This window comes from Paracoccus sp. SM22M-07, assembly GCF_001887735.1.
GTDB lineage: Bacteria > Pseudomonadota > Alphaproteobacteria > Rhodobacterales > Rhodobacteraceae > Paracoccus.
This window is the reverse complement of sequence record NZ_JPKW01000009.1, coordinates 96,827-116,133: the sequence shown is the minus strand read 5'-3', so window position 1 is coordinate 116,133 and position 19,307 is coordinate 96,827. Positions and strand designations below refer to the sequence as shown.

The window sequence follows — 19,307 nt, the reverse complement described above, 5'->3', positions numbered from 1 at the left end:
AGGCTCGCCGTCAAATATGGCACGCAAAATCAACTGCATTTTTGAACCGAAGGCGCTTCAAAAAAGATCGTACTGCGTTGTGGCATCCACCCGTAGAACGCCAAGTAATTGCCAAGTTTGCCGTCTCTTGGCCATGTTTCCAATGCAGAAGAGCATACCTTTGCTCGGATAGTCTTCGTTGAAAACGGAGTTCATCCATTGCAGGGTCGCCTGCTCGGAACCCTCTCTCCGGCGACCATTAAAGAACATTGCGTGTGCCTCCCAATCGCCATTTGCATAATCATGACGGCCAGCAGCGTCTTCAAATTTGAACCGAAATTCGTAAGGACTAGGTTCAAGTGCCTTTAGCTGCTCGTCGAAAAATGACCCCTGACGAGCTGCTTCTGCGTAAGTCGCACGCTCTTGCTCTAACTGATCTGGATGCTTCTTTTTGCTATAAAACAGAGTGTTCTTTGGGCGGATCAGTGCCAACGATCTTCCTTCGCCAGAGGCGGCCTCGGCGGAGGAAGACACGAATCGATTTAGAAATGGCGCGCGCTCCTTTTCAGGCATCGCGCCGCTGATAGCTAGACTATCTTCCATAACGTGACAGCTTTCGAGACGCCTATCTCGCGTAGGTAGTCGGTACTTAAAGTCGACCCAATCCCACCTCTTGAATGCGGATGTATCTTTCAAATGCCGAAACCGGATTGGAAACAGCCGCTTGAATTCACCACTTGCTGTAACTCCGGCACAACAGACTGTTTCGCCGTGACTGACGCTACGCTGCGGTAAGGCCTTTACCAGAATTGAAACGCGGCAACTTTGAAGCATGGTGGACATAACGATCCGGATTATCTGAATACAAATTAAAAATTTCGAATTCAGTATCTTCGATCACGCTGTGCGCGACAATAGTTCTATGGCATGCCGTTGGATCGCGCTCGAAGCACAGGAGACAAGTCGCGGCTGAGCGGGTGAATTCCGTCAGTTCCTGCAAAGAGGCCTGTGCAGATGGGGTTTGAATGTGTTCACCATAAATGGAGCGAAACAAGTCAAATTTCCCTGCGCGAGCTGCCTCCCGGCCTGGCTTCGGATCACCCAGTGCAACGAAGTGACGGTATAGGATACCCTCTTCAGCCAGACGTGCCGCCAGCTTTTTCTTAGAGAAGCCTGCTTTGCGTGATACCGCTACAGCACGGACGTCAGCCAAGCGCTCAACGCCAGCTGCTTTCAACGTTCTGACGAACCGATCAATGTCGGTGCCTTCATACCCCACAGTAAATAGGACGCTCATATCAACCTCTTTTTAGAGACTGTAGCACGCCGAGCCAGAGACTTGAATCCCTGCGCCTGAGGTCAGTCCAAATTCTGCCAAAAGCTGAAAATGACTCTGAATTGGCAATACATAGACATGGCGTGCAGCGTCTAACGACAACGCTTCACTGTGAAGAACAAACCGGGAAACAAGTAAACTCTCAAGCAGTTACTGTAAACTGCAAGGTAAACGTCTTGTTTTCTTTTAATTTAATGAATGAGTGGCAGCCCGTAGGGGAATCGAACCCCTCTTTCCAGGTTGAAAACCTGGCGTCCTAACCGATAGACGAACGGGCCACTCTGTGTCGCTGCCAGTCTTGCTTGGCTGCGTTGAAGCGGTGTTTAGGCAAAGCGTCCGAGAGGCGCAAGCACAAAAATCGCCTTTCGATGAAAAAACTTCAAAATTCCAAAAAAGCCTAATAAATGCTGCGATATTAAGGCGTAACGTCGGGCGGCCTTTCCCGATACCATGGGGTCGCGGCGAATCTTTGACAGAATCGCGACACGGGCCCCGACCCGAATGCACCCCTTATCACCAAGCGGCAGCTTGCGGCCTTTCGCGCGGGGTTGTAGACCCGCGCCCAACGAAAGGAGACGTCATGTCGATCACCGAGGACGAGGCCCGCAAGGTCGCCCATCTGGCGCGCATCGCGGTCGATGACGCCCAACTGCCGGCGCTGGCGCGCGAGCTGAGCGGCATCCTGCACTTCATGGAACAGCTGACCGAGGTCGATGTCGACGGCATCGAACCGATGACGGGCGTCACGCCCATGCGCCTGAAGCGGCGCGAGGATGTCGTGACCACGGGCGGCATGCCCGACCGTATCCTGTCGAATGCGCCCGATGCGCGCGAAGGCTTCTTTGCCGTCCCGAAGGTGGTGGAATGACCGATCTGAACACGCTTACCATCGCCGATGCCCGCGACGCGCTGGCCAAGGGCGACGTCACCTCGGTCGAACTGACCGAAGCCTGCCTGACCGCCATCGAAGGCTCGGGCGCGCTGAACGCCTTTGTCCACAAGACGCCCGACATGGCCCGCGACATGGCGCGCGCTGCCGATGCGCGGCTGAAGGCGGGCGACGCCACGGCGCTGACGGGCATTCCCCTGGGCATCAAGGACGTCTTCTGCGTCAAGGGCGTGCCGGGCCAGGCCGCCAGCAACATCCTGAAGGGCTTTGTTCCCGAATACGAATCCACCGTGACGCAGAACCTTTGGAACGCGGGCGCGGTCATGCTGGGCAAGCTGAACCAGGACGAATTCGCGATGGGTTCGACCAACGAATCCAGCAGCTATGGGCCGGCGGTGAACCCGTGGCGTCTGCCCGACGGCACGCAGCTGACGCCGGGCGGGTCCTCGGGCGGGTCGGCGGCGGCGGTGGCGGCCGATCTGTGCCTGGGCGCGACCGGCACCGATACCGGCGGATCGATCCGCCAGCCCGCGGCCTTCACCGGCACGGTGGGTCTGAAGCCGACCTATGGCCGTGTCAGCCGGTGGGGCGTGATCGCCTATGCCTCCAGCCTGGACCAGGCGGGGCCGATGACCAAGACGGTCCGCGACGCCGCGATCATGCTGGGTGCCATGGCATCCGCCGATCCGCAGGATTCGACCAGCGCCGACATTCCGGTGCCGGATTTCGAGGCCGCCCTGACCGGCGACATCCGCGGCAAGCGCATCGGCATCCCCCGCGAATACCGGATGGAGGGCATGCCGCCCGAAATCGACGCGCTGTGGACCCAAGGCGCCGAGATGCTGCGCGACGCGGGCGCCGAGATCGTCGACATCAGCCTGCCGCACACGAAATACGCCCTGCCCGCCTATTACGTCATCGCCCCGGCCGAGGCGTCGTCCAATCTGGCGCGCTATGACGGTGTGCGCTATGGCCACCGCGCGAAACTGGGCGCGGGCGACGGGATCGACGATCTTTACGCCAAGACCCGGGCCGAAGGCTTCGGCCCCGAGGTTCAGCGCCGCATCATGATCGGCACCTATGTGCTGTCGGCGGGCTTCTATGACGCCTATTACAACCGCGCCCGCAAGGTCCGCGCACTGATCAAGCGTGACTTCGACAACGCCTTCGCCGATGGCATCGACGCGATCCTGGCGCCCACGACGCCGTCATCGGCCTTCCCGCTTGGGTCGGTGGACAAGGGCGACCCGGTGCAGATGTATCTGAACGACGTCTTCACCGTGACGCTGAACCTGGCCGGTCTGCCGGGCATCGCCGTGCCGGTCGGGCGCGACAGCAAGGGCCTGCCCCTGGGTCTACAGATGTTCGGTCGCCCCTTCGGCGAGGCCGATCTGCTGAACCAGGCCCTGGTGCTGGAGCGGGCCGCAGGATTTGTGGCCAAGCCGGATCGCTGGTGGTAACGTCCGGCGATAACCTGATGTCGGAGGCAAGATGCGCGGCTGGTTGATCTTATCTGTGCTGGCCGTGGCCGGCTGCGGCGAACACCGGGGCTGGAACCCGAACTATCAGTTCGGCGACAACCCCTATGGCGCCTATCGCACCGCGCGCGAAGCGGCGCTGGTGGCGGGGACGTCGCCTGCCATGACCATCCCGGTGGCGCGGCCCTTCTACAGCCCCTCGCCCGCCAAGATCGCGGGTCGCAGCCCGGTGCCGGTGCCTGCCACGATGGGCCTGCCTTCGACTCAGCCCGGGACGCAACCGGTGGCGCGTCGCGATCCGGATGCACCGATCCCGATCGTGTCGCCAGCGATGATGCCCTGACCCCCAAGGACGACACGATGGACGGCCCCAGCCCGAACCACGGCGATCGCCGCGGCCAACGCCCCCGGCTGATCGTCTTGCATTACACCGGCATGGCGGATGCGGCCTCGGCGCGCGCGCGCCTGTCGGACCCGGTGGCCGAGGTCAGCGCCCATTGGCTGATCCACGAAGACGGCTATGCCGACATGCTGGTCTCCGAAGATCGCCGCGCCTGGCATGCGGGCGATGGCAGCTGGCAGGGCCAGGCCGACGTGAATTCCCGCAGCATCGGCATCGAAATCGCCAATCCCGGCAACCGCCCCTTTGCCGCCCGCCAGATGGATACGCTGGAAAACCTGCTGGGCCGCATCATGAGCCGCTGGCAGATCGGCCCCGAAGGCGTCATCGCCCATTCCGACATGTCGCCGGGGCGCAAGGTCGATCCCGGCCCGCGCTTCGATTGGGAACGGCTGTCCCGGCAAGGGCTGGCCATCTGGCCATCGGACCGTCGTGGGCCCGCCCTGCCCCTGGCGGAATGCCTGACCCGCATCGGCTATCCCGATGTCGAACCCGCCAAGCGTCTGGCGGCCTTCCGCCTGCGGTTCCGCCCCTGGGCGCATGGCCCCGAGACCGAGGAAGACCGGCGCATCGCGGCCAGCCTGCTGCCCGCCTGATCGCGCCCGATCCACCCCCGGATCGACCATTGACGCGCCGCCCGATCCCCGCCATACCGACCGCGCGCGGAGGGCTGGATGACCGCGGCGGGGCAACCTGTCGAGGAAAGTCCGGACTCCATGAGGTAATGGTGCCGGGTAACGCCCGGCGGGGGCAACCCCAGGGAAAGCGCCACAGAGAACAGACCGCCTGTCTTCGGACCGGCAAGGGTGAAACGGTGGGGTAAGAGCCCACCGGGGGGCTGGCAACAGCGCCCGCATGGCAAGCCCCACCAGGAGCAATGCCGAATAGGGATCGCGCGCGGCGCAAGCCGCAGGGCCACCTTGCCCCAGCAGATCCGGGTAGGCAGCTAGATCCGTCCGGTAACGGACGGACCAGAGGAATGGTCATCCAGCCGCGCAAGCGGTGGACAAAATCCGGCTTACAGGCCCTCCGCGCGTCTTCAGGTCTTCTTCTTGCCGGTCGTGGCGCGGGCTTCGGTCGCGCGGGCGATGGCATTCGTCGCCTCATCCTGCATCTTCTGGGCAAAGCCGACCATCTGGGCGGCATAGGCCTCGGACCAGGCCGCGAAATCGCCGCCCTTCATCTTGCTGGCGGATGCGCGCATCTCCTCGCCGCGCGCCTTCATGGCGGCGAACTGATCCTCCCACGACTTCTGCATCGTCTCCCACTGATTGCGGGCCTGATCGCCGGCCTGGTCGAAATATTCCTTCATCTGGCGCTGCATCTGGTCCTGGCGTTCGGCGGCGCTGTCCTGCCATTTCTTGATGCCGGCCATCATCTCGTCGTTGCGGGCGGTCATTTCGGACTGCCAGCTGGCCGAGCGCTCCTCGAACATGCGGGCGTTCTCGGCCAGACTGGAAAACATGTCGGACAGTTTCATGCGCGTTCCTCCTTCGGCGATGGGCCAATGAAGAAGGCCCCCGACCGCAAGCCTGCGTCCGGGGGCCTTTTTTGTCAAATGCCGATGCGGCCTATTCGTCCGTCTGGACCGGGCTGTCGGTGGGCAGACCACGCGCCCGTTCGATCTCGCGCCAGCGGGCGACGGCGGCGTTGTGTTCATCCAGCGTGCGGGAAAACTGGTGCCCGCCCGACCCGTCGGCGACGAAATAGATGTAATCCGTCTGGTCGGGATTCAGCGCCGCATTGATGGCCGCGCGACCGGGATTGGCGATGGGCGTGGGCGGCAGCCCGTCGATGCGATAGGTGTTGTAGGGCGTTTCGGCATTCAGCTCCGAGCGGCGCAAGCCGCGGTCCAGGATGCCCTGCCCGTTCGTCACGCCATAGATGACGGTCGGGTCCGTCTGCAGGCGCATCCCCTGGCGCAGACGGTTCACGAAAACACTGGCCACCTGCGGGCGTTCCCCCGCGATGCCGGTTTCCTTTTCCACGATCGACGCCATGATCAGCGCCTCCTGGGGGTTGTCATAGGGCAGGCCAAAGGGACGGGCCTCCCATTCGGCGGCCAGGATGTCGGCCTGGCGCTTGGCCATGTCGGCCAGGATCGCGCTGCGGTCGGCACCCTTCCTCAGCAGATAGGTGTCGGGGGCCAGGCTGCCTTCGGCGGGCGTTTCACCGATGTCGCCGGTCAGGAAACTGGCCGCTTTCAGCGCCTCGACGACCTGCCAGCTGGTCACGCCCTCGGCCATGACCAGCGACAGGCGCACATCGGCCTGTTCCTCGGCATCGGCGATGGTCTGCGGACGATCCTCGACACCGGGCACATAGCGGGCCATTTCCTCATAGGCGCCGGTTTCGGGGTTCATGTCGCGCAGAAGGACGGTGTTCTCGCGCACGCCGACGCGGATCAGCACTTCGGTCCCGCAGGTAGACGGGCCACCCGCCGTCACGGTGTCGACGATCTGTTCCATGCTGGCATTGGGCTGCATCAGAAAACTGCCGAATTTCAGGTCGCGCGACTTGCCAAGGTAATCGGCGCCCGCGCGAAAGATATAGGCGTTGGAAATCGCCCCCTGTTCGGCCAGCCGGTTGCTGACCGCGTTCAGGCTGGCCCCCGGCGCGATCTGGACGCATTGTGCGACCTCGCTGGGGCCGGGGCCGCTGAACTCCGACTTGCCCCAGGCGATCAGACCCGCCAAGGCCACCAGCAGAACGATCGCCAGCGTCAGGAAGTTCGAGGCGATGTTGCGCCAGATCATTCGGCGACCTTCCCCAGCACCAGGCTGGCATTGGTCCCGCCAAAGCCGAAGCTGTTGGACAGCACGACATCGACCTTGCGGCGCACGGCGGCATTGGCGGCCAGGTCCAGCTTGGGCGTCACGGCGGGGTTGTCCAGGTTGATCGTCGGCGGGCAGATCTGGTCGCGGATCGCCAGGACGCAGAAGATCGCCTCGACCGCGCCCGCAGCGCCCAGCAGGTGACCGATGCTGGATTTGGTCGATGACATCACCGCATTGCCCGCATGATCGCCCAGCAGGCGTTCGACCGCGCCCAGTTCGATCGTGTCGGCCATGGTGCTGGTGCCGTGGGCGTTGATGTAATCGATCTGCGACGGCTCGACTTTGGCCGAACGCAGCGCCGCCTGCATGGCGCGGAATCCGCCATCGCCATCTTCCGACGGGGCGGTGATGTGATAGGCATCGCCCGACAGGCCATAGCCCAGAACCTCGGCATAGATCTTGGCGCCGCGCGCCTTGGCGTGTTCGTATTCCTCCAGCACGACGACGCCCGCGCCCTCACCCATGACGAAACCGTCACGGTCGGCGTCATAGGGGCGGCTGGCCTTGGTGGGATCGTCCTGATGCTGGGTGGACAGGGCCTTGCAGGCGTTGAAGCCCGCGATGCCGATCTCGCTGATGGGGCTTTCGGCGCCGCCCGCGACCATCACGTCCGCATCGCCCAGCATGATCATGCGGGCCGCGTCGCCGATGGCATGCGCGCCCGTCGAACAGGCCGTCACCACCGCATGGTTCGGCCCCTTGAAGCCATAGCGGATGGACACCTGACCCGAGATCAGGTTGATCAGCGCGCCGGGGATGAAGAAGGGGCTGACCCGCTTGGGCCCGCGTTCCTTGATCAGCACGGCCGTTTCCGCGATCGAGGTCAGCCCGCCGATGCCCGAACCCAGCATCACGCCGGTCCGCAGGCGGTCTTCCTCGTCCTCGGGCATCCAGCCGGCATCCGTCACGGCCTGATGCGCCGCGGCCACGCCGTAGAGGATGAAATCGTCCACCTTGCGGCGATCCTTGGGGGCCATCCAGTCATCGGGATTGAAGGTGCCGTCAGTGCCGTCGCCGAAGGGGATCTCGCAGGCGTATTTGGTGACCACGTCCTTGGCGTCAAAGCGCGTTATCGGTCCCGCACCCGATTTTCCGGCCAGAAGCCGTTCCCAGGTCGCCTCCACGCCCGAGGCCAGCGGCGTGACCATTCCCAATCCGGTGACAACAACCCTGCGCATCGGCATTTCCTTCAGCTTTTCGCAATTTTCAAACCTGATACACGCGCCGCGCCAGCCGCGCAACGTCACGAAGCCGAGATCACCCGCCACAAGGCGAAGCATCGCCATGGCGGGAACCGGCCCGGGGGGTGTGGGGGGCTGGCCCCCCGCCCGTCGCGGGACGCAGGATCAGATCAGCCCTTCGGCCCTGAATTCGGCCATCACGTCGCGCTCGGGGCGTGCGCCGACATGGGCGATGACCTCGGCGGCGGCAATGCACCCCATCCGTCCGGCGACGGCCAGCGGACGCCCCGTCGCCAAGCCATAGATCAACCCTGCGGCGAACTGATCGCCCGCGCCCGTCGCATCGACAGGCACGATCCGGTGGACCGGGGCCGTCACGCGCTCACCATCGCGGATCAGGATGGCATCGTCGCCCGACCGGGTGCAGATGACTGTCCCGCAATCGGCGGCGGCCAGACGCAGCGCCTCCTCCAGGTCCTCGACCTGATAAAGCGCGGTCCATTCATGCACGTTGCCGATCACGTAATCCATCGGGCCCGCCACCAGCTTGCGGAAATCCTCGCGGTGGCGATCGACGCAGAACGGGTCCGACAGGGCGATCCCCGCCTGCCCGCCCGCATCGTGGCAGGCCCGGGCCGCCTTCAGGAAGGCATCCTTGCCCTTGGGCTTGTCGAACAGATAGCCCTCCAGGAACAGCCAGCCCGCGCCCTGGAAGACCGACGGGTTCACGTCATCGGGCCCCAGTTCGGCGGAAATCCCCAGATAGGTGTTCATCGACCGCTCGCCATCCGGCGTCACCATGATCATGCTGCGCGAGGTCGGCAGCTGATCGCCCCCCACCGGCGGGTTCACGAAGACGGTGCCCGCCGCCTCGGTCTGCTCGGCATAGGACAGGCCAAGCGCGTCATCGGCGACCCGCCCGATGAAGGCGGTCTTCAGGCCCAGCTTGCCGATCCCCGCCAGGCTGTTGGCGACCGATCCGCCGGGGATCAGCCGCGCCCGCTGCCCGCTGCCCAACTGCCCCTCGGCGGCCATCAGCTCGTTCGAGCGGTCCAGATCGACCAGCTGCATGATGCCCTTCTGGACGCCCAGGGCCGCCAGGCGATCCTCGGCGACGGGGGCGATCACGTCCATCACGGCATTGCCGATCCCGATCACATAGGGGGTGGTCATTGGGTCTTCTCCTCATAGGGACACAGGTCGGCGATCGGGCAGATCGCGCAACGGGGCCGTCTGGCCTGACAGATATAGCGGCCATGCAGGATCAGCCAATGATGCGCATGGACCTGAAAACGGGCGGGGACATGGTCCTCGATGGCGCGTTCGACCTCGTCGACATCGCGGCCGGGGGCGATGCGGGTGCGGTTGCCGACGCGAAAGATATGGGTATCGACGGCCTGCGCGGGATGGTCAAAGGCACAGGACAGCACCACATTGGCGGTCTTGCGGCCCACGCCCGGCAGGCTCATCAGGGCGGCGCGGCTGTCGGGGACCTGGCTGTCATACCGATCGACCAGGATCTGCGACAGTGCCATGACGTTCCGGGCCTTCTGCCGGAACAGCCCGATGGTCTTGATATGCTCGGTCACGCCCTCCAGCCCCAGGGCCAGCATCTTTTCGGGCGTGTCGGCCACCGCGAACAGCCCGCGCGTGGCCTTGTTCACGCCCACATCCGTCGTCTGCGCCGAAAGCGCGACGGCCACGACCAGCGTGAAGGGGTTCACATAGTCCAGCTCGGTTTCCGGCGCGGGATCGGCGGTCTGGAACCGCTGAAAGATCGCGACCTGATCGGCAAAGGGCAATGCAGCGGGGGGTTTCTTGGATGGGGCCATGGGACATGCTTTTGACCGGGTGGCGGGGCTAATGCAAGCATGCCGACATCACGCGGCCGCTGTCCCGATTGTGACGCGAATTCAGCCGCCTCAACGAAACAGTGACTTTCTTTCGGAACGGAACTGCGACAGCTTGCCACGCGTTAGCCGCGTATCCCGGAATCGGGAACGCCATCAGAACTTCGCGCGCAGCCGGGCATGACCCAAGGCCGCGCAGTCAGAGGAAAGGGAGCCCGATGAAACTCCGCACCACGTCCGTCCTTGCAGCCTCCAGCCTGTTGGTCCTCGGCGCCTGCGCCGATACCGGCATGATGGGCACCACCGGCGGTGACACCAGCCGCACCCAGCAGGGCGCCCTTGCCGGCGCCGCCGTCGGCGCGCTTTACGGCGCCACGCGCGACAGCGACAGCAACAACCAGGGCCGCGACGCCGCACGCGGTGCGATCGTCGGTGCCGCCGCCGGCGCGCTGGCGGGCAACATCCTGGACCGCCAAGCGGCTGCGCTGAAATCCTCGATCTCGAACCCCAACGTCCAGATCGTCAACCATGGGTCCTACCTGCAGGTCGTTCTGCCCGAGGGCATCCTGTTCGCCACCGACAGCGCCGCCGTTTCGGGCCCCGCGCAAAGCGACCTCTATGCCGTCGCGCGCAACCTGAACCAATATCCGAACAGCCGCGTCGAGGTCATCGGCCATACCGACAACACCGGCAGCGCCTCCTATAACCAGGACCTGTCGCAGCGCCGCGCGCAGTCGGTCGCGGGCATCCTGGCCGCAGCAGGCGTCTCGCAAGGCCGCCTTGCCGCCACGGGCCGCGGCCTGACCCAGCCGGTCGCATCGAACGATACCGCCGCCGGTCGCGCGCAGAACCGTCGCGTGGAAATCATCATCCGCCCCACCCAGTAAGGGCGCCGGAGGCAATAACTGAAAGGCCGGGCATCGCTGCCCGGCCTTTTTTCATGGGCCCGTGTCCCTGCCATGAAAAAAAACCCCCGGTGAAAAGCACCGGGGGTCTGGATCGCTGTCCCTGAAGAAAGGCTCAGTTCAGGCGGCGCGCCACGTCTTCGATGGCGTCGTCGATCCCGGCCGAACGCTGACCGGCATGGACCTGCCGGATCAGGATTTCCGAAGCCGCAGCCACGGCGGTCTGAACGGCCCGGTCGCGAACGGCACGCACCGCGTCATTCTCGGCGCTGGTGATCTGATCGCGCGCGCCCTGCAGGCGACGTTCGATCGAGGTCGCCAGATCATCCTTGGCCTTGGCGGCCTGCGCTTCGGCTTCGCGCTTGGCGTTGGCGACGATCTGATCGGCCTGGGTCTTGACCTCGCGCTGGCGACGCTCATAGCTGGCATAGATCTCCTGCGCTTCTTCACGCAGGCGACGCGCCTCGTCCAGATCCTTGCGGATGCCATCGGCCCGCTTGTCCAGAAGACCGCCGATCAGTGCCGGAACCTTGAAATAGACCAGCACCGCGATGAAGGCGATGAAGGCCAGCAACACGATGAAATCCGTGTTGCGCAGCGAGAAGAACGGGCCGGTCGCTGCGGCGGCAGGACCTGCCGTCACGGCCGCGGCAGCGGCGATTGCAAACAAGCGGGTCATTGCACGGCCCCTTTCATGCGAGCATCGACGGCGGACGCGACAGCGGCATCATCGGCATTGCCACCAAAGCTGGAGACCAGCTGGGCGGTGACGTCGCGGGCAACCTCACGCGCGCTTTCGTCGGCCGATGCGCGGATCTCGCGGATGCGGGCCTCGGATTCGGCGGCGCGGGCCGAGATTTCGGCATCCGCCTTGGCGATGGCGGCGTCCAGCTCCGTCTGGATCTCGGTGCGGTTCTGCGCGACGATGGCCTGGGCTTCGCTGCGCGCGTCGGCCAGGGCCTTGTCGTAAGCTGCCTCGGCCTCTTTGGCCTTCTGCTTGAATTCTTCTGCGGCCATCAGATCGCCGGTCACGGCACCCTGACGGTCGGACAGCACCGCGGCGATGCGCGGCAAAGCGACCCGCGACAGCACCAGATACAGAACCACCAGCGTGACGACCAGCCAGAAGATCTGGTTGCCGAAGGTGGCGATATCCAGCTGCGGAAGGCCCGCGGCTTCGGTGGCATGGCCCGCTGCATCGACCCCGTGGGTCGCGGCATCGGCGCCGTGGGCTGCTTCGTCGGTGACGACGACGCCCTCAGTGGTTTCGACCGCGGTGGTGGCGGCCTCTTGCAACAGGCTGAACATATCCTACCCCATGGCCTTGAATATCACGATGGGGTGGGGGTTGCCCCCACCCCGCCGCAAGGATGGCGATGGATCAGACCGCGAACATCAGCAGAAGCGCGACGAGGAACGAGAAGATCCCCAGTGCTTCGGCGAATGCCATGCCGATGAACAGCGTGGCGGTCTGGCCTGCAGCGGCCGAAGGGTTGCGCAGGGCGCCGGCCAGGAAGTTGCCGGCAACGTTGCCCACACCCAGAGCAGCCATGCCCATGCCGAATGCGGTCAGGCCGACGCCGATGTACTGGCCCAGTTCTCCGATATTGCCTTCCATGGTATTTCTCCTTGCGGTTGGAAGTTTGGCTTTAAACGTGTTGTGGCGATATCAGGACGACATCGCCCGGGGGCCGCAGCCCGTCACCTCAGTGCGACGGGTGCAGCGCATCCTTGAGGTACACGCAGGTCAGGATGGTGAAGACATAGGCCTGCACGAAGGCGACAAGCACCTCGAAAGCATACATCCCGACGACCGCGATGATTGCGACGGGGGCAACAGCTGCGATGGCTGCAAAACCCGCGAAAACCTTGATGACCGCGTGACCGGCGATCATGTTGCCGGCCAAACGAATGGACAGCGAGAGAGGGCGCACGAAGTAGCTGATGACTTCGATGACGGCCAGGATCGGACGCACGGCCAGCGGAGCCGAGCGGACCCAGAACAGATCCAGGAAATGCGAACCGTTCTTGATGAAGCCGATCGCCGTGACGCCCAGGAACACCGCCATCGCCAGCACGCCGGTGACGGCGATATGCGAGGTGACCGTGAAGGCCATCGGCAGCAGGCCCAGCAGGTTGGCGAAGACGACGAACATGAACAGCGTCAGGACATAAGGGAAGTAACGCAGACCGTCCTTGCCCGAGATATCCTCGATCATCTTGTAGACCAGGCCATAGGCCATTTCCGCCATCGACTGCGCACGGTTCGGCACGATGGCACGGCCACGGGTGCCCAGAACCAGCAGCGCGATCGCGGCAAGCGCAGTCAGCGCCAGCCACAGCGTCACGTTGGTCGGGGTGTACCAGTGAACCTCGCCAGCACCGAACAGCGGCTTGACGATGAACTGGTCCATAGGGTGGAATTCAAGGCCGCCGCCAGTCGGTTCCGTCGCCACGATCAATCCCTCTCGTCACTGCCCGGCTGGTCGCCGGATTTTCGGTCAAGCTCGGCCGCGGTCCGCATCATGGATTTGACGCCGGCCGCAAGACCGAAGAATATGAAGAGGACCATCAGGAAGGGCTTGGTGCCCAAGAGATAGTCCAGCCCGTAACCGACCGCGAAACCCAGCCCCAGGCCGGTCACGAATTCGATCACCATGCGCCAGGCCAGATTGGCCTGTTCGTATTTCCCCATCGGGTTCGGACCCGACGGCTTGGGCGCCTTGGCGGCCAGCTTGGCTTCCAGGGCGGCCAGACGTTCGGCATCCGCCGCCCTGTCCTTGTCGCCTTGGGACCCGCTGGCCATGTTTCACGCCCTCGTGTTCGTTGGGGGCTGTCTAGGGGCAAGGGCCGCCCAAGTCAAGCGCGCGTTGCCCGATGTCAAGCCGTTGAAAATGCGCCACTTTGCCCTTTTCGCGATTCCGTCCCAAGGGTTGCAATCCCCTGCGCGCGCGGACATTATTCAACCGCCCGGTTGAGCGTCAGCCCCCGCGGGCGGCCCCCTGCCCCCTTGGCGACAGACCGACAGGCATCCCGATGACCCCGATCCCACCCCCCGACAGGCTGGACCTGATCTTTGCGGCCCTTGCCGACCCGACCCGCAGGCGGGTCCTGTCGATGCTGCTGGAGGATGACATGGCGGTCAGCGACGTGGCCGCGCCCTTCGACACCAGCCTCGCCTCGATCTCGAAACATCTGGCGGTGCTTGCAGCCGCCGGCCTGATCCGGCAAGAGCGGCGCGGCAGGATCACATGGTGCAAGCTGGACCCCGACGGGATGCGCAGCGCCTCGGTCTGGATGCAGGGCTTCGGGCAGTTCGACCCGATCGACCTGGACGATTTCGAACGGTTCCTGGAAACCGAGCTGAGGGATGACGATGACCGACAAGCACCCTGACATCCTGTGCATCGGCGCGATGCTGTGGGACGTGATCGGACGCGCGCCGCGCCGCATGGCCCAGGGCGCCGACGTGCCGGGCCGCATCCGCCACATCCCCGGCGGCGTCGCGCTGAACGTGGCCGTGGCGCTGGCGCGGTGGGGGCTGACGCCCGCCGTCCTGTCCGCCGTCGGCCGCGACCCCGAGGGCGAGGCCCTGACCGCGCAGGCCGGCCGCCTTGGCGTGCGCACCGATTGGCTGACGCGCGACAGCGGCCTGCCGACCGACTGCTACATGGGCATCGAGGACAGCGAGGGGCTGATCGCCGCCATCGCCGATGCCCACAGCCTGGAGGCCGCGGGCGACACCATCCTTGCGCCACTGTCCGGTGCGCTGGCCGACTGGACCGGCCCGGTGGTGCTGGACGGCAACCTCACCGAGGATCTGCTGGCGACCATGTCGCGCGACCGCCGGCTGGCCGGGGCCGATCTGCGCGTGGTGCCCGCCAGCCCCGGCAAGGCCGAACGGCTGGAACCGCTGATCGCCGCCCGGCGCGGCTGTTTCTATCTGAACCGGCTGGAGGCCGAGATCCTGGCCGGGGGCGCCTGCCCGGATGCCGCCACCGCAGCCGAGGCCGTGGTGGCGCGCGGCGCCGCCCGCGTGCTGGTCACCGACGGACCCCACAGCGCGGCGGATGCGATGGCGAACGGACCCACGCTGGTCGTCACCCCGCCCCGCGTCACCGTGGCCCGCGTCACCGGCGCGGGCGATTGTTTCCTGGCCGCCCATCTGGCCGCCGAATTGAAGAACCAGCCGCGCGATGCGGCGCTGCGCCAGGCGGTCGAGGCCGCCGCCGCCCATGTCTCTGGAAAGGACGTTCCGTGACCCACATGACCGATGCCCCCATGACCTTCGCCCCCGAGGTCGCCGAGGCCCTGAAAGCCGGGCGCCCCGTCGTGGCGCTGGAATCGACCATCATCACCCATGGGATGCCCTGGCCGCAGAACCTGGAAATGGCCCAGAAGGTCGAGGACACCATCCGCCAGAACGGCGCCGTGCCCGCCACCATCGCCGTCATGGGCGGCCAGATCCATGTCGGCCTGACGATCGAGGCGCTGACCGCGCTGGCGCAGACGCCATCGGACCAGGCGATGAAGCTCAGCCGGGCCGATCTGGCCGTCTGCCTGGCCAATGGCCGCACGGGCGCCACGACGGTGGCCGCGACGATGATCTGCGCCGAACTGGCGGGCATCAAGGTCTTTGCGACCGGCGGGATCGGCGGCGTGCATCGCGGCGCGGAAATCAGCTTCGACATTTCCGCCGACCTGCAGGAACTGGGCCGGACCGCGGTGACGGTGGTGGCCGCCGGTGCCAAGGCCATCTTGGACCTGCCCAAGACCTGGGAAGTGCTCGAAACGCTTGGCGTGCCGGTCATCGCCTATGGCCAGGACGAATTGCCGGCCTTCTGGTCGCGCGCCTCGGGGATCAAGGCGCCGCTGCGCATGGACAGCCCCGAAGACATCGCCGCCGCCGCCGCCATGCGGGCGCGTCTTGGCGTGACAGGCGGACAGCTGGTCGCGAACCCCATTCCCGCCGAACACGAGATCACCCGCGACGTCATCATGCCGGTGATCGAGCAGGCCCTGGCCGAGGCCGAGGACCAGAAGATCGCAGCCAAGCAGGTCACGCCCTTCCTGTTGCAGCGCATCTTCGAACTGACCGAAGGCCGCTCGCTGGCCTCGAATATCGAACTGGTGCTGAACAATGCGCGCCTGGCCGCGGCCATCGCGCGGGCCATGGCCTAATCGAAGGGGGTCGGCGGGAAGAACTGCGACAGATCGAAACTGTCGGCCACGTTCAGCTTGTCGGCGTGGTCGGTCAGGAACCGGTCCGCCGCCGCCTGCCCCGCCGATTTCATCGATGCCAGCATCCCCGGTCCGGGCATCAGCTTGGTCCGGGCCGTCAGGTCGGTCATCAGCGCGTCATCGTCGATCAGATGGACCAGCACGTTCTTCATCGTCGCGTCATCGACACGGCCCTGTTCGAACAGCCGCTTGACGAAATTCACGGCCCGCAGCTGACCCATCAGGGATGAATTGAAGCTGATCTCGTTCACGCGGTCGGCGATCTCGACCGGGGTACGGGGCAGGACGTCGCGCATCAGCGGGTTCAGCGCCACGATCATCACGTCGCGCGGAAAGCGGGCCCCGTAAAGCGGGAACAGCGCCGGGTTCGAGGAATAGCCGCCATCCCAATAGGCCTCGGTCAGGCCGGTCAGGGGGTCGGTCAGTTCGACCGCCTGGAACAGCGTGGGCAGGCAGGCCGATGCCATCACCGCGTCGGGCGTCGCGTGACTGCCGGTAAAGACCCGGACGCGCCCCGTGCGGACATTGGTCGCCGCCACGAACAGCACCGGGCCTCCGTCGCGGGCGAAATCGGGATAGGGCAACCCGCGCAGCAGCTTTCCCAACGGGTTCACATAGAACGGGCCATAATCATAGGGGCTGAAGATCCGCGTCAGGTTGTCCAGCCAGGCGGCGGGCGACACCATCTGCGTCCAGCGCTGCATCCCGCGCGGCATGGGCATCAGCGATTGCATCCAGCGGATGACGCGGTTGTCGCTCATCTCGCCGACCCCGGACCAGAGCGCGTCCAGATTGCGGCGGGCGGCCTCGCGGCCCGCGCGGCCGGAATGCGCCGACAGCCCCGCCTTCAGCGCCGCCCCGTTCAGTGCCCCAGCCGAGGCCCCGCTGACCGCCGCGACCTGCAGCCACGGTTCATCCAGCAGCCGGTCCAACACGCCCCAGGTAAAGGCCCCGTGCGCGCCCCCGCCCTGCAGGGCCAGATTGATCCGCTTGTCTTCCATGGAGTGACCCTTTCCTCAGCAATAGCTTTCGGGACCGATGGCCATGGCACCGCCATAGCGCGCACCATGCGCCCAACCGGCCGGCAGCACGGCCTCGATCCGGGCCAGCTGTTCGGCATCCAGCGACAGGTCCGCCCCTTGCGCCAGTTGCCGCCAATGGGCGATGTCGCGCGACCCCGGCAGGGCGATGACATGGGGCGCGCGCGACAGCACCCAGGCGATGGCCAGGCTGGCGGGGCTTTGGCCCATATCGCGCGCCAGATCGCCAAAGGCCTTCAGGCGCGGCAGGTTCCGCGCCCAGTTGTCGGGCTGGAACCGCGGCATCGTGGCGCGCAGATCGCCCGGCCCAAAACCCGTCGGATCGGGGGGCGTGTCGGCGAAGACGCCGCGCCCGACCGGGGAAAAGGCCACCATCGCGGCCCCGTGCCGCGCACAGGCCCCTGTCAGGCCCAGTTCGGGCTGGCGCGTCCACAGCGAATATTCCGACTGGACCGCCGCGACAGGCCCCACCGCGGCAGCGCGTTCCAGCGTCGCGGGCGCAATTTCCGACAGGCCGATCGCCCCGATCTTGCCCTGATCGCGCAGGCGCAGCAGGGTCTGCATGGTGTCTTCGATGGGGTGGTCGGCCTGGCGGCGGTGCAGGTAATACAGATCGACCCGTTCGACCCCCAACCGCTTCAGGGACGCTTCCAGCGCACGGGTCAGATAGGCGTCGCTGTTGTCGAAGGGATGGTCGGGCTGGCGGGTGATCCCGCCCTTGGTCGCCAGCGTGACGCGGTCGCCATGGGTTTTCAGGAAACCGGCCAGCAATTCCTCGGCCCCGCCCGCGCCATAGACATCCGAGGTGTCGACATGGTCGATCCCCATCTCGACGCATTCGGCCATGCAGCGCAGGCTGGCACCGGAATCGGCCGCGCCATAGGTGCCCAGGAAGTTCATCGTGCCCAACGCGACCGCGCCCACCATCGGGCCGCCCTGCCCCAGTTGCCGCTTGTGGATCATGCCCATACCCCGAAATGAAAAGGGCACCCGAAAGGGTGCCCGCCTGTCTCAATCGTCGCCCTGCGCCTCGGCCCGGCTTTTGCCGGCCACGTCAAGGGCCAGCGTCGCCGCCATGAAGCGGTCCAGATCGCCGTCCAGCGTGCCTTGGGTATCGCTGGTCTCCTCGCCCGTGCGCAGATCCTTGACCATCTGATAGGGGTGCAGGACATAGGACCGGATCTGGTTGCCCCAGCCCGCATCGCCCTTGGCGGCGTGCTGGGCGTTGATCTCGGCGTTCCGCTTGTCCAGCTCCATCTGGTACAGACGCGCCTTCAGTGCCGCCATGGCGTTGGCGCGGTTCTGGTGCTGGGACTTTTCCGAACTGGTCACCACGATGTTCGTGGGAAGGTGCGTGATCCGCACGGCCGAGTCGGTGGTGTTGACGTGCTGACCGCCCGCGCCCGACGACCGATAGGTGTCGATGCGGATGTCGCGGTCGGGAATGTCGATCTCGATATTGTCGTCCACCACCGGATAGACCCAGACGCTGCTGAAGCTGGTATGGCGGCGCGCGGCGCTGTCATAGGGGCTGATGCGGACCAGGCGATGCACGCCCGATTCCGATTTCAGCCAGCCATAGGCATTGTGGCCCGTGATCTTGTAGGCGGCGCTGCGGATGCCGGCCTCGTCGCCCGAGGTTTCCGACAGCAGTTCGACCTCATAGCCCTTCTTCTCGGCCCAGCGCACATACATCCGGGCCAGCATGGACGCCCAGTCGCAGCTTTCCGTGCCGCCCGCGCCCGCGTTCACCTCCAGGAAGGTGTCGTTGGCGTCGGCCTCGCCGTTCAGCAGGGCCTCCAGTTCCTTCTGGGCGGCCATCGTGGCCAGTGCCTTCAGGTTCGCTTCGGATTCCGCGACCAGATCCGCGTCGCCCTCGGCCTCGGCCAGTTCGACCATCTCGGCATTGGCGGCCAGATCGCCCTCGATCCGGCGATAGGTGTCGATGGCATCCGACAGCGACTGCCGGTCGCGCATCAGCTTTTGCGCGCGGGCGGGGTCCGACCACAGATCGCCATCCTCAATCATGGCGTTCATCTCTTCCAGGCGATGGGGCGCGGTCTGCCAGTCGAGGCGCTGTCCCAGCAGGGTCAGCGAACGACGGATGGCCTCGATTGTGGACTGCGTTTCGGCGCGCATCTGCGGGCTCCCTTCGGTCTGGCGTCAGGTCC

General features: G+C 65.4%; 23 protein-coding genes, 1 tRNA gene and 1 other RNA gene. 9 read left to right on the top strand and 16 right to left on the bottom strand.

Features of this window, described 5'->3' with window-relative positions; translation table 11 throughout:
* Window positions 1-57: 57 nt before the first annotated feature.
* The 3 genes from IE00_RS13540 to IE00_RS13530 form a co-directional block, all read right to left on the bottom strand.
* Window positions 58-582: a hypothetical protein gene (locus IE00_RS13540; protein ID WP_240493897.1), complete on the bottom strand. Its 525-nt coding sequence runs from the start codon at window positions 580-582 to the stop codon at window positions 58-60.
* Between the two features lie 178 nt (window positions 583-760).
* Window positions 761-1,276 (bottom strand): DUF488 family protein, encoded by a 516-nt coding sequence (locus tag IE00_RS13535; RefSeq protein ID WP_072297728.1) that lies wholly within the window; start codon window positions 1,274-1,276, stop codon window positions 761-763.
* 242 nt (window positions 1,277-1,518) lie between these two features.
* Window positions 1,519-1,593, bottom strand: a tRNA-Glu gene (locus IE00_RS13530).
* Window positions 1,594-1,895: 302 nt separating this feature from the next.
* Between IE00_RS13530 and gatC the strand changes: the two genes are divergently transcribed.
* The 5 genes from gatC to rnpB all read left to right on the top strand — a co-directional run bounded on the left by gatC (window position 1,896) and on the right by rnpB (window position 5,119).
* Entirely contained in the window at window positions 1,896-2,183 is a 288-nt protein-coding gene (gatC, locus tag IE00_RS13525) for an Asp-tRNA(Asn)/Glu-tRNA(Gln) amidotransferase subunit GatC (protein WP_072297727.1), read from the top strand.
* Window positions 2,180-3,664, top strand: a complete 1,485-nt coding sequence (gene gatA, locus IE00_RS13520; RefSeq protein WP_072297726.1) for an Asp-tRNA(Asn)/Glu-tRNA(Gln) amidotransferase subunit GatA — start codon at window positions 2,180-2,182, stop codon at window positions 3,662-3,664. The genes gatC and gatA overlap by 4 nt, the downstream gene beginning before the upstream one ends.
* Before the next feature lie 31 nt (window positions 3,665-3,695).
* The gene (locus IE00_RS13515) at window positions 3,696-4,025 is read left to right on the top strand and encodes a hypothetical protein (RefSeq protein ID WP_139291437.1); all 330 of its coding nucleotides are present in this window, start codon (window positions 3,696-3,698) and stop codon (window positions 4,023-4,025) included.
* A 17-nt stretch (window positions 4,026-4,042) separates the two neighbouring features.
* Complete coding sequence (locus IE00_RS13510; protein WP_072297724.1) at window positions 4,043-4,678, top strand: N-acetylmuramoyl-L-alanine amidase; 636 nt, start codon at window positions 4,043-4,045, stop codon at window positions 4,676-4,678.
* Between the two features lie 66 nt (window positions 4,679-4,744).
* Window positions 4,745-5,119: RNase P RNA component class A (gene rnpB / locus IE00_RS13505), an RNA gene on the top strand.
* 2 nt (window positions 5,120-5,121) lie between these two features.
* Here rnpB and IE00_RS13500 read toward each other — a convergent pair.
* From IE00_RS13500 to nth, 5 genes are all read right to left on the bottom strand, one after another.
* A complete protein-coding gene (locus IE00_RS13500) occupies window positions 5,122-5,562 on the bottom strand; it encodes a hypothetical protein (RefSeq protein WP_072297723.1) in 441 nt (146 codons plus the stop codon).
* A gap of 91 nt (window positions 5,563-5,653) precedes the next feature.
* A complete protein-coding gene (gene mltG / locus IE00_RS13495; protein ID WP_170864160.1) occupies window positions 5,654-6,835 on the bottom strand; it encodes an endolytic transglycosylase MltG in 1,182 nt (393 codons plus the stop codon).
* Window positions 6,835-8,097, bottom strand: a complete 1,263-nt coding sequence (gene fabF, locus IE00_RS13490) for a beta-ketoacyl-ACP synthase II (protein WP_072297721.1) — start codon at window positions 8,095-8,097, stop codon at window positions 6,835-6,837. Before fabF ends, mltG begins: the two co-directional genes overlap by 1 nt.
* Before the next feature lie 168 nt (window positions 8,098-8,265).
* The gene (locus tag IE00_RS13485; protein ID WP_072297720.1) at window positions 8,266-9,273 is read right to left on the bottom strand and encodes an adenosine kinase; all 1,008 of its coding nucleotides are present in this window, start codon (window positions 9,271-9,273) and stop codon (window positions 8,266-8,268) included.
* Window positions 9,270-9,932: an endonuclease III gene (nth, locus tag IE00_RS13480; protein WP_072297719.1), complete on the bottom strand. Its 663-nt coding sequence runs from the start codon at window positions 9,930-9,932 to the stop codon at window positions 9,270-9,272. The genes IE00_RS13485 and nth overlap by 4 nt, the downstream gene beginning before the upstream one ends.
* A 236-nt stretch (window positions 9,933-10,168) precedes the next feature.
* Between nth and IE00_RS13475 the strand changes: the two genes are divergently transcribed.
* On the top strand, window positions 10,169-10,837 hold the full coding sequence (locus IE00_RS13475; protein ID WP_072297718.1) for an OmpA family protein: 669 nt from the start codon (window positions 10,169-10,171) through the stop codon (window positions 10,835-10,837).
* Window positions 10,838-10,970: 133 nt separating this feature from the next.
* Here the strand turns inward: IE00_RS13475 and IE00_RS13470 are convergent, their stop codons facing one another.
* The 5 genes from IE00_RS13470 to IE00_RS13450 all read right to left on the bottom strand — a co-directional run bounded on the left by IE00_RS13470 (window position 10,971) and on the right by IE00_RS13450 (window position 13,661).
* The gene (locus IE00_RS13470; protein ID WP_072297717.1) at window positions 10,971-11,534 is read right to left on the bottom strand and encodes a F0F1 ATP synthase subunit B; all 564 of its coding nucleotides are present in this window, start codon (window positions 11,532-11,534) and stop codon (window positions 10,971-10,973) included.
* Window positions 11,531-12,163 (bottom strand): F0F1 ATP synthase subunit B', encoded by a 633-nt coding sequence (locus IE00_RS13465; protein WP_083554373.1) that lies wholly within the window; start codon window positions 12,161-12,163, stop codon window positions 11,531-11,533. The genes IE00_RS13470 and IE00_RS13465 overlap by 4 nt, the downstream gene beginning before the upstream one ends.
* Before the next feature lie 73 nt (window positions 12,164-12,236).
* Entirely contained in the window at window positions 12,237-12,473 is a 237-nt protein-coding gene (locus IE00_RS13460) for a F0F1 ATP synthase subunit C (RefSeq protein ID WP_042244507.1), read from the bottom strand.
* An 88-nt stretch (window positions 12,474-12,561) separates the two neighbouring features.
* On the bottom strand, window positions 12,562-13,269 hold the full coding sequence (locus IE00_RS13455; protein ID WP_170864154.1) for a F0F1 ATP synthase subunit A: 708 nt from the start codon (window positions 13,267-13,269) through the stop codon (window positions 12,562-12,564).
* Window positions 13,270-13,313: 44 nt separating this feature from the next.
* Window positions 13,314-13,661 (bottom strand): AtpZ/AtpI family protein, encoded by a 348-nt coding sequence (locus tag IE00_RS13450; protein WP_072297715.1) that lies wholly within the window; start codon window positions 13,659-13,661, stop codon window positions 13,314-13,316.
* A gap of 230 nt (window positions 13,662-13,891) precedes the next feature.
* On the opposite strand from IE00_RS13450, the gene IE00_RS13445 reads away from it, so the two are divergent.
* The 3 genes from IE00_RS13445 to IE00_RS13435 are packed head-to-tail and all read left to right on the top strand — an operon-like array spanning window position 13,892 to window position 16,036.
* Window positions 13,892-14,251 carry a helix-turn-helix transcriptional regulator gene (locus IE00_RS13445; RefSeq protein WP_072297714.1) on the top strand — a complete coding sequence of 120 codons (360 nt, stop codon included), beginning with the start codon at window positions 13,892-13,894 and terminating at the stop codon, window positions 14,249-14,251.
* Entirely contained in the window at window positions 14,232-15,116 is an 885-nt protein-coding gene (locus tag IE00_RS13440) for a PfkB family carbohydrate kinase (RefSeq protein ID WP_139291436.1), read from the top strand. The genes IE00_RS13445 and IE00_RS13440 overlap by 20 nt, the downstream gene beginning before the upstream one ends.
* Before the next feature lie 5 nt (window positions 15,117-15,121).
* The gene (locus IE00_RS13435) at window positions 15,122-16,036 is read left to right on the top strand and encodes a pseudouridine-5'-phosphate glycosidase (protein ID WP_072297793.1); all 915 of its coding nucleotides are present in this window, start codon (window positions 15,122-15,124) and stop codon (window positions 16,034-16,036) included.
* On the opposite strand, the gene IE00_RS13430 is transcribed toward IE00_RS13435, so the two are convergent.
* From IE00_RS13430 to prfB, 3 genes are read right to left on the bottom strand one after another with little or no spacing between them, the layout of a single operon-like run.
* Window positions 16,033-17,097 (bottom strand): patatin-like phospholipase family protein, encoded by a 1,065-nt coding sequence (locus IE00_RS13430; protein WP_072297712.1) that lies wholly within the window; start codon window positions 17,095-17,097, stop codon window positions 16,033-16,035. The two genes, IE00_RS13435 and IE00_RS13430, sit on opposite strands and share 4 nt — an antisense overlap.
* 15 nt (window positions 17,098-17,112) lie before the next feature.
* Window positions 17,113-18,099 carry an aldo/keto reductase gene (locus IE00_RS13425; RefSeq protein WP_072297792.1) on the bottom strand — a complete coding sequence of 329 codons (987 nt, stop codon included), beginning with the start codon at window positions 18,097-18,099 and terminating at the stop codon, window positions 17,113-17,115.
* Between the two features lie 48 nt (window positions 18,100-18,147).
* Entirely contained in the window at window positions 18,148-19,275 is a 1,128-nt protein-coding gene (gene prfB, locus IE00_RS13420) for a peptide chain release factor 2 (RefSeq protein ID WP_072297711.1), read from the bottom strand.
* Between the last annotated feature and the right edge of the window lie 32 nt (window positions 19,276-19,307).

Excerpts from the sequence above, each read along its gene's own strand:
- IE00_RS13540 (WP_240493897.1), bottom strand. The coding sequence starts at position 582 with ATGGAAGATAGTCTAGCTATCAGCGGCGCGATGCCTGAAAAGGAGCGC.
- IE00_RS13535 (WP_072297728.1), bottom strand. The coding sequence starts at position 1,276 with ATGAGCGTCCTATTTACTGTGGGGTATGAAGGCACCGACATTGATCGG.
- gatC (WP_072297727.1), top strand. The coding sequence starts at position 1,896 with ATGTCGATCACCGAGGACGAGGCCCGCAAGGTCGCCCATCTGGCGCGC.
- gatA (WP_072297726.1), top strand. The coding sequence starts at position 2,180 with ATGACCGATCTGAACACGCTTACCATCGCCGATGCCCGCGACGCGCTG.
- IE00_RS13515 (WP_139291437.1), top strand. The coding sequence starts at position 3,696 with ATGCGCGGCTGGTTGATCTTATCTGTGCTGGCCGTGGCCGGCTGCGGC.
- IE00_RS13510 (WP_072297724.1), top strand. The coding sequence starts at position 4,043 with ATGGACGGCCCCAGCCCGAACCACGGCGATCGCCGCGGCCAACGCCCC.
- IE00_RS13500 (WP_072297723.1), bottom strand. The coding sequence starts at position 5,562 with ATGAAACTGTCCGACATGTTTTCCAGTCTGGCCGAGAACGCCCGCATG.
- fabF (WP_072297721.1), bottom strand. The coding sequence starts at position 8,097 with ATGCGCAGGGTTGTTGTCACCGGATTGGGAATGGTCACGCCGCTGGCC.
- IE00_RS13485 (WP_072297720.1), bottom strand. The coding sequence starts at position 9,273 with ATGACCACCCCCTATGTGATCGGGATCGGCAATGCCGTGATGGACGTG.
- nth (WP_072297719.1), bottom strand. The coding sequence starts at position 9,932 with ATGGCCCCATCCAAGAAACCCCCCGCTGCATTGCCCTTTGCCGATCAG.
- IE00_RS13475 (WP_072297718.1), top strand. The coding sequence starts at position 10,169 with ATGAAACTCCGCACCACGTCCGTCCTTGCAGCCTCCAGCCTGTTGGTC.
- IE00_RS13470 (WP_072297717.1), bottom strand. The coding sequence starts at position 11,534 with ATGACCCGCTTGTTTGCAATCGCCGCTGCCGCGGCCGTGACGGCAGGT.
- IE00_RS13465 (WP_083554373.1), bottom strand. The coding sequence starts at position 12,163 with ATGTTCAGCCTGTTGCAAGAGGCCGCCACCACCGCGGTCGAAACCACT.
- IE00_RS13460 (WP_042244507.1), bottom strand. The coding sequence starts at position 12,473 with ATGGAAGGCAATATCGGAGAACTGGGCCAGTACATCGGCGTCGGCCTG.
- IE00_RS13455 (WP_170864154.1), bottom strand. The coding sequence starts at position 13,269 with ATGGACCAGTTCATCGTCAAGCCGCTGTTCGGTGCTGGCGAGGTTCAC.
- IE00_RS13450 (WP_072297715.1), bottom strand. The coding sequence starts at position 13,661 with ATGGCCAGCGGGTCCCAAGGCGACAAGGACAGGGCGGCGGATGCCGAA.
- IE00_RS13445 (WP_072297714.1), top strand. The coding sequence starts at position 13,892 with ATGACCCCGATCCCACCCCCCGACAGGCTGGACCTGATCTTTGCGGCC.
- IE00_RS13440 (WP_139291436.1), top strand. The coding sequence starts at position 14,232 with ATGACCGACAAGCACCCTGACATCCTGTGCATCGGCGCGATGCTGTGG.
- IE00_RS13435 (WP_072297793.1), top strand. The coding sequence starts at position 15,122 with ATGACCGATGCCCCCATGACCTTCGCCCCCGAGGTCGCCGAGGCCCTG.
- IE00_RS13430 (WP_072297712.1), bottom strand. The coding sequence starts at position 17,097 with ATGGAAGACAAGCGGATCAATCTGGCCCTGCAGGGCGGGGGCGCGCAC.
- IE00_RS13425 (WP_072297792.1), bottom strand. The coding sequence starts at position 18,099 with ATGATCCACAAGCGGCAACTGGGGCAGGGCGGCCCGATGGTGGGCGCG.
- prfB (WP_072297711.1), bottom strand. The coding sequence starts at position 19,275 with ATGCGCGCCGAAACGCAGTCCACAATCGAGGCCATCCGTCGTTCGCTG.